The organism is Streptomyces sp. NPDC048142 (genome assembly GCF_043202835.1).
In the GTDB taxonomy this organism is placed as follows: Bacteria; Actinomycetota; Actinomycetes; order Streptomycetales; family Streptomycetaceae; genus Streptomyces.
The window spans coordinates 156,879-172,060 of sequence record NZ_JBIDBC010000002.1 but is presented as its reverse complement, the minus strand read 5'-3'; the positions used below and the strand labels follow the sequence as shown (position 1 = coordinate 172,060).

Here is a 15,182-nt window from a genome sequence, read left to right as displayed (position 1 = left end):
CCCCGCCCCCGCACGCCCCCGGGCGGGGGGGGGGCGGGCCCCCCCGGCCCCCCCCGCCCCCCCGCCGGGGGGGGGGGGCGGCGCCCCCCCCCCCACCACACGCTCCGCCCACCGTCGTCCGGGACCGACCGCGTCGGCGGCCGGCTTCGCTCTCCGGCTCACGCACGAAGGGCGTCCCTCCGGGACGGCTCAGCCTGGCCCGGCTCGCAGCCGGCCGGAGCGTCCGGGCCGCGGGCGGCCCTCCAGCCCCGTCCGGACGCCGGGCCGAAGGGCGTGCCCTACGGGCACGACGGCACTGTCCGTCGCGCTCCGCGCGACCACGGGCGGCACCCCTACGGCGAGGCCACGGCACGCCGCCGCCCGCAGCACTGAGACACCCGAGGAACACCCCCATGCCCGAGAACGCTTGCGCCGTCCGTCCCCAGGCCGCGACCGTAGGAGACCCGTCTCCGCAGACGTGCATCCAGGTTGCCCGACAGGCCGCGATCCTCGCCGTCACCGCAGCCGACGACGCCATGACCGCCGTGTGCCACAGCCGATCGGGCGCCACCGCCCGCTTGGAGGCGGTCATGCACGCCGCCCACAAGGAAGCCGTCGAGGCCGAGCAGCACGCCGACCGCGCGGAGCAGTACGCCGACGACCCCGCGATGCCGAGCGGCGCCCCGTTGTACTGCGCCCGTCAGGCCGTCGACCACGCCGTGCGTGCTCAGTCGGCCGCCGGGGTCGAGACGACCGCCGCCGACTTGCGGGCCGAGCTGGAGCGGAAGCTGACGGCGGCCGAGTACGCCGAGCAGGAGAGCGCTCTCCGTCAGCAAGAGGCCGAGCAGGAGGCCGAGGAACGGGCGGCCACCGGCATGGACCAGGAGAACCGGGACCGCGCGGCGAGGAACCGGTATCTCGCCCAAGGGCATGTTGCCGAACTCGGCTGGACGGCGGGACACGTTTGTGTGATGGAGGCCGCCGAGTCCGGCCGTCTGTACTGGCGGGGCGGACGGGCCCGGCAGGCAGCACGACGTGGCGTCTGGGACGGTGGCCGGCGGATCAACCGCGAACGGACGCAGGACCTGTTCGCCGCCCGATTCATCGTCGCCGTCCGGCAGGACGACGGCACCCGCACCCTGATCCCCAGCCCGATGGGCCAGGTCGCCCTAGAACTCGCGCGACTCCACCCGGCGGGTCTGCAACGTACCGACCGGGAAGCCTACGAGGCGCGGTTCGCCAAGGTCCGGCGACGCCACAAGCGCCGCGACGACCAGAAGGCCGCCGCCCGCCTGCTGCCGCCGCTCGACTCCAGCGCACGGAAGCTCTACCGGAGGCCGGTCGCGCTCACCGAACAGCACGAACGGGCCGAGCGCGAAGCCGCCGACCGATGGGAAGACCAAGGCGGCTACTGCCCCGCGGTGAAGGTGCCGAACGCGGCAGCCACCCCAGCCGAGCAGCCCTCGACTCCGACAAGGTCATGGTCGAGCGGGAAGTCCGCCGTGCAGTCCACCTTGTGGTGAACGGGGTGGCGGCGAGGGCGAACAGGCTGCCTCCGGCGGGTCCTCCTCGGAGGGGGTGGGGGCTGGTTGGTCGGGTGCCGCGCCGTCGTGGTGCAGGTGGTGAAGGCGGGGTTCCCTCCTCGGCCGGACACCCCAAGGGGCGTACCAGGAACCCGGACACGGCGTCCAGGCCAAGCCGCTACGCGGTCGCTACGCGAGCCAGGACACCGCGCCCGGAACCCTGGTACGGCGGAGCTGTCCGACCGAGGAGGGAACCCCGCCCAGGTGCGTGGTGTGCCGGGCCCGGCAGGGCGGGTGCGGGCAGGTGGGGGCGGGAAAAGGCCAGGTCAGAGCGCCTATTCAGGTTGACCCAACCCATAGAACGTGGTTTAATTAGTGATGTCGGAAGGGGAGGGCAACCCCCGATCGGCACACGGCAGGCCGACCGGCCGCCGACAACCTCTCTCACCAGGAGAACGAACGATGAACACGCCTCTCACCGTCGCGGAGCTGGCCCACCCGATCGCTCTCGAACTCGGCGGCAACTGGCGACCGCAGCCCGCCCGCCACGGCGTCCAGGAGCTGGACCACGCCGCCACCTTCACCCACCTGGACGGCCGACAGCTTCACCTCTCCGAGCGGTTCGATGACCCCGGCCACCTGCACATCCGAGGCGCATTCCCCGCCACCGACTACCCGTTCCGCAGGGGCGAGCGCGACACCGTCCGAGTCGCCATGACCGAGGACCCGGCAGACATCGCGGCCCGGATCGCCGCCGACCTCATCCCCGCCCACCGTGACGTTCACGAGCGGGTGACCGAGCACAACCGCGCGCAGGCCGAGACGCGGCGGGATGTCGAGGAGGCCGCACGCGATCTCTCCGCCCGCCTCCCCGGAGCCCGGACCCGGGTTGATGGCACATCTGCGTTCGTTTACATGAACCTTGAACCGGGAGAGGTCCGCATCGGACTCGACGGCGACGCGGTGAGCCTCGTACTCAACGACGTGCCCCGAATTATCGCCGACGCCGTTGTATTCGCGGTGAGTCGCTTTCTCCCCAGCGTCCAGACACCCGAAGACGAGCACGGCGAATACGTCGACGTATACGCCCTCTAATCCCCCCACGTTTCAGGGCGGCGCGCTTCCGCAGCGCGCCGCCCCGGGCAGAAAGGCCCTGTGATGAGCGCCGATATATTCGTCATCGAGCCGCAATGGATCGTGCAGGCCCCGCACCTCCGGTGCACCCTCAAACGCGCCCTTGCGCTCCAAGCCACACAAAATGTGTGGTCCAGTACCGAGCACATCAACAACGCCGTAGCGATGGCCTACGGTGATCAACTCCCGGATTCCGGCCGATGGGAACTGACCCGCTCTCAACTTCGCACACTCAAAATTGCCATTGAATGGCGCAGGGCCACGCGCGCGGCCAGCGACAAGAAGACCGCCCCCGATATCCTCGAACGCTGGACGCGAATAGAGGACGAGGTCATAGCCGTATACCGCGCCGTGAGCAACGAAGCAGGGTTGTACTGGATTTAGGGTTGCCGATCACCCAAGAACATGGTTTAATTACTGGTGTCGGAAGGGGGAGGGCAGCCCCCCGTCCGACACCGCGGGGCCAGCCGGCCCCGGACGCCTATCTCTCACCAGGAGGACCGCGACATGCCCCGTAAGCCGAAGATGACCGACGAAGAGCGCCGGGCCTATTCCGCCAAGATGCGCGGTGAGCTCGAAGCCGTCATGGATCGCGCGTACGGCGCGATGGTCGACAGTGAAGAGTTCTGGGACGCCGTCATGCGCACGGCCGCGAACCTGACCCACACGGACCGCGACGACCGCAGCCCCACCAACTGCATGGCCATCGCCGCCCAGTGCCCGAACGCCACCCACGTACTCAGCTCCGGAGACTGGCGAAAGGTCGGGCGCTTCCCGGCTAAGGGGACCACTTCCCTCCGCATCTGGACGCCGATCAAGCGGCGGTCCGAGGAGGGGCAGGAGGTCCCGGCCGCAGCCGCCGACGGCGGGCAGCGAGAGGCCGCCAGCGAGGCCGCCGAGGGTGAGACGCGAAAGGTGTCCGGGTTCAAGGCCGGGCCGGTTTTCGACATCAGCCAGACCGACGGCGACGCCTACGAACCGCCCGCCGCCGCCCCGCTCGCCGCCGAGGTCATCCGCGATGTCCTGGTGAACCAGTACCGCGACCAGTACCACGAGGACCCCGAGCAGGCCGGAGGGTTCGACTTCACCCAGGACGCCCCCGACAACGCCGTCCGCATCCTGCTGTACGGCCACGCGTGGCGACGTATCACCGAGGCGGACGCGCCCCTTCCCGGCCAGCACGCCGCCGAGGTCGCCTCAGCCGCGCACGTGGCCGCGCTCATCCTCGGAATCACTCCGGGCCCCGCCGTCATGCCGCCGCTCGCGGGCATCATCACCCAGGACAGGAAGCCCCCGGTTCACGAGTCCGCCGTCCGGGCCATCGAAACCGGCCGCGCCATCGCCCGCGCCGTCAGGGCCGCCGCCGGGCACTGCCGCGAACTTGCCGTGACCGGTTGACCCGAACCCAGAAACATGGTTTAATTAATGGTGTCGGAAGGGGGAGGGCAACCCCCCGACCGACACCGCCGCCGGGGCCGACCGGCCCCGGCGGAATCTCTCACCAGACAGGACGCGACATGCTCACCACCGACAAGAAGCCCACCGTTCAGGACTTCCCCACCGCGACGCTCGTGATCGGCGGCCCCTGGTTCCGGGGCCACCAGCTCGACACCCGCCCCGCCGTCGTCGTCGGCCCGTTCGGCGAGCCGGAGTTCGCGGACGAGGCCACCATGTCCGTGGTCTGGTTCTTCACCCTCGGTGCCCCGCAGCCGGGCGACAGCGTCCAGGCGATGTTCCCGCACGAGCTGACCCCGCTTGACGACACGCTGACCACGATGCACCAGGACACGTTCCGCGACATCGTCCGCGACCTGCGCCGGGGACGGTTCGCCTACGACGACGGGGACGCGCTCTGCGCCGCCGTCCGCCAGGCATGGCGCGAGCGGACCGGACTCGCCGACGCCGACCCGGCCGCCCGGCACACGCTCCACCGCAGCTGACACCACGGCCCGCCGGTCCGGGGGAGGGCAACCCTCTGGACCGGCGGGCCCCCAGCACCCCAGCGGACACCCCCTTCGGGGCGGCAGGACAGGTCCGGTGCGTTCACCGCCGCCGGCCGACTCCGCCGCAAGCGGCTCCGCCGACCGACGACGGGCACCGGACCGCAGCGGACGCGCCCCGCGGGGGCGCGACAGCCCCTGTCGTTGCGCAGGCGCGACGACCCGCGATCCGATCGTCCCTCACGGCCCGCGCCCGTGGTGCAGCGCCGCTGCCAACGCACGGTCCGCCCTGCGGACGGACCAAACTCTCACCAGGAAAAGCCAGTTCAGTGACTATCGAGATCACCCACACACGCCGAGAAGGAACCCTGATCGAGGGGACCAGCCGGGGCGACGGATCGGCCGAGATCCTGCGACTCCGCGAGTACGGCCGGACCCAGCGCCAGCCCTTCCGCTGGAGCAGGAACCTTGACTGCTGGTATCTCCCGCACAGCCGCGACCACGCCACCTACACCCCCTCGCTCGAACTCCTGGCGCAGCGACTCCGAGACGCAGGCTTCGAGGTCACGTTGACCATCGACAACGCCGACCGCCGCTCGTTCTCCGACGCCGAGAAAGAGCGGGAAGAAAAGGCCGAAGGCCGGGCGGAGAGGTTCGGCGGATACGCCTCCAGCGCCGCCCAGAATTCCGAGGCCGCATGGAAGTTGAGCCACGAGATATCCGAGCGGTTCGCCTTCGGTCAGCCGATCCTCGTCGGACATCACTCCGAGGGCCGCGCCCGCCGTGATCACGCGCGGATGGACAACGCGATGCGCATGAGTATCGGCGAGAGCGACCGCGCCGCCCACTGGACCGGCCGGGCACAGGCCGCCGCGAACTACGAGCGGTTTAAAAAGGACCCCGGCCGCACGCTCCGCCGTCTCGACAAGCTGCGGACCGACCTCCGCGCGGTCGAGAAGTGGCAGCGCGGCGAGTCTGCCAAGGGGTTTTCCCGAAGTCCGGCAGACCCCGAGCTGGAGACCGAGCACCAGGAGCTGACGGAAGAGATCGCCCACTGGGAGCAGGTCATCAAGGACGCCGAGGCCGAGGGCTTCAAGACGTGGTCGAAAGCCGACTTCACGCGCGGGGACTTCGTTCTCTACCGAGGCACCTGGTACGAGATCCTGCGGGTCAACCCGAAGTCGGTGACGATCCCGCACATTCACAACGGCGTCGGTCAGCGCGTCGTTCGCGCGGCGGACAACCGTCACGACGGCTGGACCTGGACCGCTCCCTACGACGACGTGTCCGGGCGCAAGAGCGCTGACGAGATGCAGCAGCCGCCTCGGGCCGAGGCCGTCGAGCACCAGGAGAAGGCCCAGCAGGCCCCGCCGGTCAAGGAGCCGGTACCGGCGGTTGAGACGTGCCCGACCAGTCACCCCAGCCCCTGGCACGCGAAAGCGCACCGCTGGGCTCTCGGTCAACACGTCCCTGAAGGGAGGCCGACCCCGGCGACGGCCCCCGCCGAAACGGCAAACGGGCAGGAGGACATGGCATTGGTGCTCATCACCTCGAAGAATTCCCGCCGCTCCCGCAAGCGCGCCTTGTGGGCCCTGCCCCGCCGCGAGGCAAAAGCGGTGTGCGGCGATCCCCGGACCTCCGGCCGCTCCTACATGCTCACCTGGACCGACCGGCCCGGCGTCGAAGGTACTGACTGGGAATGGACGCCGGACAACGGGAGCTTGGATCCGGTCCTTACGGACCTGGGCATCACCCCGCGCCGCGAATGGACCGCCGCCACGCAGGCCCCCGCCGAGGCCGCGTAACCACGCCCCCGCCCGCCCCGGCGGCCGAGCGCACCGGGGCGGGCCTCTCTCTCACCAGAACAGGGCACCACCATGACCACGCAACTCCTCGAACGACCCGCGACCATCACCGCCCCCGACACGGTTACCGCCCCCGACACGGTTGCGGGCAAGCTGATCGTCCCCGCAACCGAGGGCACCACCCTCCCGAAGTACCGCGTCGGCGCCCCCGACATCCAGTGCCGATACCCCGTGATCGTTGGCGAAGACCAGGTCATCGGCCGCGCCTTCAGGTGGCACCGGGATTGGCTCGTCCTCACCACCGAGGGCGAACGCAACCTCCGCCGTCCGCCCAAGGGGACCCCTGGCACCGATATGGCCGCCGCCCATCTCGCGGAGGAGTACACCGCCGGTCGGATCGGCGCCGTCCCCCTGGACCAGGTGCTTGCCGAGGCCCCCACGCCCTTGTGCGGGCCGGTGCCTCTCCTCCACCCGCGGATGCCGGTCAACGATCGCAACATCGAGGGCGCCCAGATCGCGTTCGCGGGACTCCGGGCCCACCACTGGCGGGCAGTCCTCACCGGGTTTCCCGGCAGCGATAACCACTGGTTCCTCAGCTGTGAATTGTGCCCGTGGGAAGGCCCGAAGTTCTGGTCACACCTGCGCGGACGCAACGGAGAGCCGCCGAGCGTGCGCCGTCACAAGGGCGGCTGCATCGGAGAAGACAAGGTCCGCCGCTTGATCCCCGCCTACCACTAGCAGCCCGACCGAGGGGCGGCGGCAGCGCGCCGCCGCCCCCGTTCTCTCCGAAGGACAGCACCGTGCCGACCCGCCACACTCCCGAAAGCGTCGTCATCGCCGACACTCCGGCCGCGATCCTGGAATGGGCCGCCCGCCACATCGAACACGTCGGCCTCCACCAGGGCCACCACCTGTTCGCCGGTCCGGGCCGTACGGCCACGTTGCCGTGCTGGCCGCGCGGCGCCCTCGAAGTCGCCACCGGCCACGGGCGGGGAGCCGCCGGCCGGACGTACGACTGGGACCGCATCGACCGCGCCCGCGACCAGGCGTTCGCCATCCTCGCGGAAACCCTCGCCGGTCACCCCGTCGCCGCCGACGACCCCACCGCCGCCAGGGCCCTGCACCGCGAGGCCATCGACCGGTGGAGCGCCGAGCCCGGCCGTACCGCCGCCGATGCCGCTCACGCTTTCCGTACCGCCGCCGCTCGCGCCGAGCACGCCCTGTTCTGACCCCCGACGCCCGCCAGAATCCCGAGCCACCGAAGGCCACGCGATGGACGAGACGACAGAAGACCGCAGCACCACCAGGACGCCGAGCCGCCGAGGAGCCGCCACCCCCAGCCGGGACGGCGTCCACCGACTCAGCGTTCCCCTCCACCCCCGGCTCAGCGCGACCGAGCTGATCCGCGCGCTCCTCGCGGCCCCCGGGGAAACTGACCTCTCCGCCCTCGACCCCGTACAGGTCCGGTCGCTCATCGCAGACGTGCTCACCCAGCACGGCTATGACGTGCTCGACCGATCTCCGTACTACCCGGAACTCAACCGCCACCAGGACGCCCGCCGCGCCGTGCGCCGCGCGTACGGGCCGCGGTTCCTCGACGCCCCCGACGAACAAGCCGTGCTCGCTGACCCGCTCCGCGAAGTGCTGGCCGCCGGAAGCAGGACGTCGTGACCGCAACCGTCGCCAAGCCGACCGGAGCACGGGCACGGCAGACGTACTACTGGCGAGTGCGCAACGCACGGACACGCCACCGGCCCGAGAGCGCGGCCCAGGCGTGGCACATCCAGCCCGGACATCCCGGCGGCGCGTACAGCGACCTCGGCCACGAACTGGACCCGCCCGCACACCACACCCCGACCCTGCTCTCCCGCAGCCGGCCGACCGGCCGCCGGAGAGACGAGCAGGAGTTCCGCGGCGGGTGTCTCGCGTGCGAGTGGGAAGGCCCCGTGCACTCCGGCGACGAGTTCGGGAACGGTGACAACGAGGCCGTAGAGGACGCCCACGACCATGCGTTCCCCGACTGGCGGTCACTGCCGCCGATCACCACGGTCGAGGACCGGTGGGCCGTCCCGCAGAATCGGGGCCGATGGGCTCAGCTCACCGCCCGGTACCCGGCGGGCTGGATCGACCAGGGCGCACCCGTCGTGGCCTGGAGACGGTACCGCCGCGAAGCTCACGCCCCGCCGCACGCGGGACGTCCCCGCTACGAACTCCACGTCACCCGGCCCCCGCGCGATCGGGGCCACCGTCCCGCAGATCAGGGTGCCCTCTTCTGATGACTGCCGTCCTCCGGATCAGGGCCCCACCCGCTCAACCCAAAGGTGGTTTAATTACTCCGCCGTCAGCGGAGCGGGCAACCTCCGACCGGCCGTGCGCCCCCGGGCGTCACACACCCCAGACAACAGATGACGGCCAGCGCACAAGGGCAACAAGGCGCTGGCCGTCGGTGTCTCTCTCACCAGAAAGACCACACCATGCTATGTGACCGACACCCCGACTGTCCCCAGCCTGGCGACATCGCCCAGCTCACGAGGGGTAACAGCATCGGCGCCGATCCCACCGACACCTTCGTCATCGTGGAGGACTTCCCCCCGACCGGCCGGCACCTCGTGCTCAACCTGCCCGTCGACCACCCCGGCCGTGCCGACTGGGCCGCCGCCGTCCCCGTGGCCGACATAGCCACCCTCACCCGGCTCGAACCGGCAGGCAGCCGCACGTGGACGCCGGCCCCGGACCCGGACGACATCCAGTGACCGCGCCGAGCGGTCGCGATCCCGACCAAGAACAGGAGGCGACCGTGTCCCGCAAGACCGGCCGCACGCTCTACTCACGCGCGGCCCTGCGCAAGGTCCACAGCATCAGCGAGCCGACGCTTCAGAATCTCTGGACCGACCGGGAGAACAACGGGCACCCGCCCGTCGCGGACACCATCGACGGCGTCATGCACTGGGACGGCGACGTATGGGCAACGTGGCACCACGAGCTTCAGCGGCAGCGCGCCGCAGCCAGCACCACCAACCCGCCGAAGCTCGACGGCGACCCCGAAGAGATGGTCGGCCCCGCCGAAGCCGCGAAGGTCTGCGGGTTCGCCGACTCCACCACCGTCTCCCACTACGTCAAGAACCCGCCCGAGGGGTGGCCCGAGCCCGACGACTGGGACGAGCTTCCGACCCGGCGACGCCCGAAGTGGAAGCGCTGGAGGCTGTGGCAGTACCTCGCAGACCGCAAGGGCCGCGGGCACGCCGGCGGACGGCCCACCGGCCGCCGCGGACTGGCCTACCCCTACCAGGGAGACGAGCGGCTGATCCTCGCCCGGCAGGCCATCGCGGCGAACCCTGGCGCGAAGAACGCCGACCTGATCCCCCAACTCCAGGGCCAGACGGAGAAGACCTACTCCCGCCCCACCTGGAACCTCATCCTCAAGTCCGCCCGCGAGCACCCCGAGGAGTGACCCGTGTCCGACGCCCGCTGTCCGCGCTGCGGCGGCCCGCTCGGTGAACGGCCCGCACGTTCCCGGCTGACCGCCGCCCGCGAGGTCTTCATCTGCACCACGTGCGGTACGGAGGAAGCCGTGCGCCATGCTCACGGTCAGGCGCCGGTGCCGTTCGGCGAGTGGCCCCTGAACACGTAGCCGCCGGCCGAACCACACGGCCCGCATGACGAAGGTCCCCGCTCCGCCGGAGCGGGGACCTTCGTCATGTCACCTGGCGCTGTCGGGCCGAGCAGGGCCCAACCATGACCGCACGACCCAACAGCAGGCGACGGATCAGCGGCTACGAGCCACGGAACGGGAGCCCGCTCCGCCCCTCAGCCGATCGCCTCGGGTGCGGGGGCGGAGGCTGATGCCCCGGTCTGAAACGGCCCTCCGCGTCACCCCCGTACGCCGGGGAGTCCGAGGACATCCAGTACGAGCCCGACAACTCGGCGAACCGGCGGGAAGCCGCCTGGTCCGGGGTGTGCTCCATACCCCGACCAACGACATAGCCCCGCGCAGGTGCCGCACCGACACCGGATCGTCATACCGCCTCAGCCACGCACGGCACCTGAGCCCGCGCACCTCTCGCAGAGGTAACAGTCCAACAGGACATCAAACTCCACGAGCCTGATCCGCAGGAGCTACCAGGCCACTCCGAGTGCCCGAGGTCCCCCTCCGTTGATCATGATCTTGAAATTAGGGGACCAAGGTATCGTCACTTCGTGACGATACAATCAGCCAAGACGGCCGAAACTGACCGGATGAGAGCGGGGGGTGAGCGGGTCGATGGGATGGGTGACCATGATCGGCCCCTCCGACGAGCAGGTTGAGTACCGCCTTACCGGCGGTCACGGATGCGGGAAGTCCGTAGCGGTCGACGCCGCGCCACTCATTGCCGCCATCGAGGCGAAGGCCGAAGCCGCCGGTGCCCCCGTCGCCTCCCTGCTCGCTAACCGCGAGGCCAAGCGCACCTTTTTCCGCGCCCGCGGACTCATCCGCAGCAAGGGCACTGCTCGGTTCACGGGATTCGACGCCGTCGAAGTCGCCACCGCAGCCGGACTCGACGCCCGCGACCTCTACGGCGAACAGGCCCTCCCCCCACGGGCCGCCGACGGACAGGTGGACTACCACCTGGACGCCAGCGAACGACCCCTGGTCTGGATCGGCGGCGGGCTCACCGAGTTCGACATCACGCCCGGCAGCACCCTCGCTCCCGAGCAGTTCCCGGCCGCCCGACGCCTCATGCTCGGGGAAGACCCCCGGACCGGGCAGACCCTCGTGGAACCCAAGCTGGCCATCGCGCCGGCCGCCAAGCTCCCCGCCGCCCCACTGGCCCGCGCCATCCGCCGCGCCGCCGCCGAACGCAGCGTGAACCCCGTCTCTCTGCTCGACTCCAAGCGCAAGCAGGACGCCTTCCGCCGGATGGAGAGCCAGCTCAAGCGGTTCGGAGAGACGCACCGCGTCCCCATCTCCACGGTGCTGAAGCTCGCCGATGCCGTCGGTATCAACGCCGTCGACCTCTACGGCGAGAACACGGTGGAGACGGCCATCGCCGCAGAGGCGGGCGGCCACCTGGACGCCCGTGCACTCCTGCGCGCGGTCGAGGCCCACGCCACCGAGACCGGACAGCAGCCCGCTGACCTGTTCGACGCCGAGTCCATGAAGCGCCGGTATGCCCAGACCGAAAGCGAAGGGGCACGTCGGCTCCGGGACCTGCCGATGGACGTCCGCGAAGCCGTCGCGATGGCCAAGGCGGCAGGGCTCACGCCCGAGGACATATGGGACGTCGAGGAGATCAAGGCCGCCCTCCTCGAAGGCCGCGTGCAAGTCGGCAACCGCGGTGCTGACGTCACCTTGGACTTGGCGAAGTCGAAGTCCGCGTTCCTCGCGTACGCGCCCGAGGAGATCGCCGCCCAGGTCGAAGGCATCTACACGGCCGCCGGCCGGGAGTCGATCGGTGCGCTGGAGCGGTGGACCGCATACGCGATGCGCGGCCACCACGGCGATGGCGACGAGGCCGAGACCGTGAAGACGAGCGGGTTCTCCGGCTGGATGATGGTCCACCGCGCCGCCCGCCCCGTCGACGGTGCCCCGTACGGAGACCCCCACTTCCACCTGCACTTCACCCTCGCCAACATGGTCAAGGGCACCGACGGCAAGTGGTCCACGATGGCCAGCGGGGGCCGAGACCTCCACCGGCACACCCGCGCGACCCAGTCCCTCATGAACGCCCGCATCCGCCGCGAGCTGACCAACGAGTTCGGCATCAGTTTCCGCCGCGAGGAGCGGACCGGAGCGTGGGAGATCGCAGCGATCCCCGAGGCCACGATCCGGCTGTTCAGTAAGCGCGACAGCCAGGTCCGGGACCTGCTGACGAAACTCGGCATCGACTACGACAGCGCCTCGACCCGCGAGCGCACCGCCGCCTCCACCGCGTCCAAGGCCGCGAAGAACGGCGAGGCCGCCGGGGTCGGAGACGATGTCCTCCGCGCCTACTGGCAGGCCGAAGGCCGTGCGGCCGGAGACGACCCCAACGCCATCGCAGCCAGCGCGATGGAACAGGACCGAGCAGACCAGAGCCCCACCCTGGACGAGCTGTGCGCCCAGGTCTTCGACCCAAAGACCGGCCTGACCAGCCACTCCAAGGAGTTCACCCACGCCGCCGCCATCGCCGCCGTGCTGGACGCCCTCCCGTACGGCGTCGCGGACGCCGCCGAGGCCGAACAGCTCACCAACTCCGTGCTCCGGCACGCCGGATACGCGGTCCAGCTCAATCCGAAGGGCGCCCAGCACTTTGCGCACGCCGACCGGTACACCACGGCGGATGTCGTGGCGGCCGAAGCGCTGATCGTCTCCGAGGCCACGAACCGGCTCGGGACTCAGGCCGCCGCCGTCAGCAGCGACACGGTCGACATGACGCTGTCCACCGTCGAGGCCCAGCACGGCGGCAGTTTCACGTTCTCCGACGAACAGCGTGCCGTCCTCGAACGACTGCTCACGGCCGGGCACGGAATCGACGCCGTCGTGGGTATCGCCGGATCGGGCAAGACCACGATCATGGACACCGCGCGCCAGGCATGGGAGGCGCACGGTCTCGTCATCGCCGGCGCGAGTACAGCCGCCGTCGCCGCCGCGAACCTGAAGGCCGAGGCGGGCATCGAGTCCCGCACCCTCGCGTCCTGGTTGACCGGCATCCGCAACGGAGGCTCCGGCCTCACCGGCGTGGACGTGTTGGTCGTGGATGAAGCCGCTATGTGCGATGACCGCGACATCGCCGAACTCCTCACCCACGCCGCGGAAACCGGCACGAAGGTCGTCGGCATCGGTGACCCCAAGCAGCTCCACTCGCCCGGCATCGGCGGCAGCTTCGCCGCCGTGCACCACCTCGTGGGCGGGCTCACCCTCAGCCAGAATTTCCGCCAGAAGGACATGGTCGAGCGCCGGGCCCTGGAGCTGTGGCGCGACGACAACCGCGTGGAATCGCTCCGTACCTTCGCCGGGACCGGCCGCGTGCACGCTCTCGCGGACAAGGACACCACCCTCGCTGCGATGCTCACCGTCTGGGCCGGCAAGCGGGCCACGCACAACGACGACCACACCGCCGTGCAGCAGCTCCTCATGCTCGCTGCCACCAACGAGATCGTGGAAGAGCTGAACACCGGCGCCCGCGCACTGCGGAAGGAGAACGGCGACCTCACTGGTCCCGAGCACGCCTACGCGCTGCCCGGTGGCGGCGAGCTGACCCTGTCCGTCGGTGACCAGGTCCTCCTTCGAGTCAACGACTACCGGGGCAAGAAGAGCCGAGGGCAGAACGAAGACGTCCTGAACGGCTACCGCGGAATCGTGCGTGCCGTGGACGACGAACGCCGGGTGCTGGTCGAGTGGCGCGAGAAGACCGAGGACGGCCACCGCGACGTTGCCGAATGGGTGGACGCCGACTACATCGCACAGGGCGGGCTCAGCCTCGGATACGCGATCACCGGCCACAAGTCGCAGGGCCTCACCGTCCAAGAGGCTCTGGTATACGGACCCGGCGCTCAGGCGAACGCCCTCTACACGATGATGAGCCGCGACAAGAAGGAGTCCCACCTCTTCCTGCCGCTCTCCGTCTACGAGACCGACGCCGACCGCGCCCGCCACGGCGACGCACTCACCGACCAGGAACAGCTTGACCGCGCCGTCGCGGGCCTCATCCGCGAGATCGAGACCGGCACCGAGGAACGCATGATCCTCACCGAACTCCCGAAGAACGCGGTCCCCGCTCACGTCCGCCAGGCCGTCGCGGACCTGCCGGCCCCGGGCGCACGCGATACCGGAGAACCGTACGACGCGGACACGCCCGACGAGGACATGGAGACCGAGGACCGCCCCGCCCCGGTGCCCGCCGTCGAGAGCGAGCTGTTGACCGCATCTCCGGAACCTGTGCCGACGGCCGACCGCCCATACGCTCACCTCACCACTTCGGCTCTGCGCGATGCAGCGCGCAAGGCTGCCGTGGCAGCGCGCGCCACCAGCGCGGCAGCCGATAAGGCGGAGGTCGCCGCCGATCACGCCGAACAGCAGGCTGCCGCTGGGACAGGCCCGAACGCACTCGCGCTCAGCCGCCGACAGCAGGACATTGCCCAGCGTGCCGTGGCGATCCGCGAAGTCCAAACACTGGGCGGCACAATCACGGAGTGCACTGCCCGACTCCACCACACACAGGCTCGTATCCATGGGCTCGAACAGCGGCTATCTGAGACAGGCCGTTTCGGGCGGCCGGTGCTGCGTGGAGAGGATCGGGCTGCGGTCGAGGCAGACCGTGAGGAATCGCTTCGTACACGCGAGGAGGACACGCGAGAACTGGAGCAGATGATCACGCGGCTCCACGAGGTCACCCAGCGGTCTGGGCCGGTCAGTGAGCAGGAAGCTGTGCTCATCGAAGTGGAGATGCCGCAAGAGAAGAATGCTTTGCTCCTTCGGCGGGCCCAGAAGAAGGACAACCAGGCAGCGAAGCAAAATCGTGCCGAGGCAACCAAGGCGCGCAACACGTCTAACGGTGCGGCCTACCGCGTCACTGGTCTTCGGAACGAATTGTCAGCGCGGGCCGAAGGGAAGCCGCCGTCGTTGAGTGACGAGCCCCGTCACCAGCATGGGCGAGATGGGGTCCCTGTCTCTCCCTACACCGGGCAAGCCGACGCGCATGTGCATCAGCCGCACGATGGACCGACCGAGCCACCCGTTGGGCCGCTTCTGTGACCTAGTCCGCTGGTTCTTCTCGTCCAGGTGACCGGCATGCACCAGAGACAGGGGCGGGGTTCCGCATGCCGGAGCGCTACGGTTGGCA

Annotated in this window: 14 protein-coding genes; all 14 read left to right on the top strand. The window is 70.2% G+C overall.

What is annotated here, in order from left to right:
* Positions 1 to 392: 392 nt before the first annotated feature.
* The 14 genes from ACGF2Y_RS03365 (at position 393) to mobF (ending at position 15,094) form a co-directional block, all read left to right on the top strand.
* A complete protein-coding gene (locus ACGF2Y_RS03365) occupies positions 393 to 1,502 on the top strand; it encodes a hypothetical protein (protein ID WP_392942864.1) in 1,110 nt (369 codons plus the stop codon).
* Between the two features lie 462 nt (positions 1,503 to 1,964).
* Positions 1,965 to 2,597, top strand: coding sequence for a hypothetical protein (locus ACGF2Y_RS03360; protein WP_392942862.1), 633 nt, complete (start codon positions 1,965 to 1,967; stop codon positions 2,595 to 2,597).
* 63 nt (positions 2,598 to 2,660) lie between these two features.
* On the top strand, positions 2,661 to 3,020 hold the full coding sequence (locus tag ACGF2Y_RS03355) for a hypothetical protein (RefSeq protein WP_392942861.1): 360 nt from the start codon (positions 2,661 to 2,663) through the stop codon (positions 3,018 to 3,020).
* A 123-nt stretch (positions 3,021 to 3,143) separates the two neighbouring features.
* A complete protein-coding gene (locus ACGF2Y_RS03350) occupies positions 3,144 to 4,034 on the top strand; it encodes a hypothetical protein (protein WP_392942859.1) in 891 nt (296 codons plus the stop codon).
* A 119-nt stretch (positions 4,035 to 4,153) separates the two neighbouring features.
* Complete coding sequence (locus ACGF2Y_RS03345; RefSeq protein ID WP_392942857.1) at positions 4,154 to 4,576, top strand: DUF6409 family protein; 423 nt, start codon at positions 4,154 to 4,156, stop codon at positions 4,574 to 4,576.
* Positions 4,577 to 4,905: 329 nt separating this feature from the next.
* Positions 4,906 to 6,381 carry a DUF3560 domain-containing protein gene (locus ACGF2Y_RS03340; RefSeq protein ID WP_392942855.1) on the top strand — a complete coding sequence of 492 codons (1,476 nt, stop codon included), beginning with the start codon at positions 4,906 to 4,908 and terminating at the stop codon, positions 6,379 to 6,381.
* Between the two features lie 72 nt (positions 6,382 to 6,453).
* A complete protein-coding gene (locus ACGF2Y_RS03335; protein ID WP_392942854.1) occupies positions 6,454 to 7,119 on the top strand; it encodes a hypothetical protein in 666 nt (221 codons plus the stop codon).
* Positions 7,120 to 7,181: 62 nt separating this feature from the next.
* Entirely contained in the window at positions 7,182 to 7,610 is a 429-nt protein-coding gene (locus ACGF2Y_RS03330; protein WP_392942852.1) for a DUF6197 family protein, read from the top strand.
* 43 nt (positions 7,611 to 7,653) lie between these two features.
* Positions 7,654 to 8,052, top strand: a complete 399-nt coding sequence (locus ACGF2Y_RS03325; protein ID WP_392942851.1) for a DUF6181 family protein — start codon at positions 7,654 to 7,656, stop codon at positions 8,050 to 8,052.
* On the top strand, positions 8,049 to 8,657 hold the full coding sequence (locus tag ACGF2Y_RS03320) for a DUF6349 family protein (protein WP_392942849.1): 609 nt from the start codon (positions 8,049 to 8,051) through the stop codon (positions 8,655 to 8,657). Before ACGF2Y_RS03325 ends, ACGF2Y_RS03320 begins: the two co-directional genes overlap by 4 nt.
* 198 nt (positions 8,658 to 8,855) lie before the next feature.
* Positions 8,856 to 9,134 carry a DUF6211 family protein gene (locus tag ACGF2Y_RS03315; RefSeq protein WP_392942847.1) on the top strand — a complete coding sequence of 93 codons (279 nt, stop codon included), beginning with the start codon at positions 8,856 to 8,858 and terminating at the stop codon, positions 9,132 to 9,134.
* A 44-nt stretch (positions 9,135 to 9,178) separates the two neighbouring features.
* Positions 9,179 to 9,832: a hypothetical protein gene (locus ACGF2Y_RS03310; protein WP_392942846.1), complete on the top strand. Its 654-nt coding sequence runs from the start codon at positions 9,179 to 9,181 to the stop codon at positions 9,830 to 9,832.
* Positions 9,833 to 9,835: 3 nt separating this feature from the next.
* A complete protein-coding gene (locus ACGF2Y_RS03305) occupies positions 9,836 to 10,012 on the top strand; it encodes a hypothetical protein (RefSeq protein ID WP_360790242.1) in 177 nt (58 codons plus the stop codon).
* A gap of 645 nt (positions 10,013 to 10,657) precedes the next feature.
* Positions 10,658 to 15,094, top strand: a complete 4,437-nt coding sequence (gene mobF / locus ACGF2Y_RS03300) for a MobF family relaxase (protein ID WP_392942845.1) — start codon at positions 10,658 to 10,660, stop codon at positions 15,092 to 15,094.
* Positions 15,095 to 15,182: the final 88 nt, after the last annotated feature.

Coding starts and splice junctions, on each gene's coding strand:
- ACGF2Y_RS03365 (WP_392942864.1), top strand. CDS start 393: ATGCCCGAGAACGCTTGCGCCGTCCGTCCCCAGGCCGCGACCGTAGGA.
- ACGF2Y_RS03360 (WP_392942862.1), top strand. CDS start 1,965: ATGAACACGCCTCTCACCGTCGCGGAGCTGGCCCACCCGATCGCTCTC.
- ACGF2Y_RS03355 (WP_392942861.1), top strand. CDS start 2,661: ATGAGCGCCGATATATTCGTCATCGAGCCGCAATGGATCGTGCAGGCC.
- ACGF2Y_RS03350 (WP_392942859.1), top strand. CDS start 3,144: ATGCCCCGTAAGCCGAAGATGACCGACGAAGAGCGCCGGGCCTATTCC.
- ACGF2Y_RS03345 (WP_392942857.1), top strand. CDS start 4,154: ATGCTCACCACCGACAAGAAGCCCACCGTTCAGGACTTCCCCACCGCG.
- ACGF2Y_RS03335 (WP_392942854.1), top strand. CDS start 6,454: ATGACCACGCAACTCCTCGAACGACCCGCGACCATCACCGCCCCCGAC.
- ACGF2Y_RS03325 (WP_392942851.1), top strand. CDS start 7,654: ATGGACGAGACGACAGAAGACCGCAGCACCACCAGGACGCCGAGCCGC.
- ACGF2Y_RS03315 (WP_392942847.1), top strand. CDS start 8,856: ATGCTATGTGACCGACACCCCGACTGTCCCCAGCCTGGCGACATCGCC.
- mobF (WP_392942845.1), top strand. CDS start 10,658: ATGATCGGCCCCTCCGACGAGCAGGTTGAGTACCGCCTTACCGGCGGT.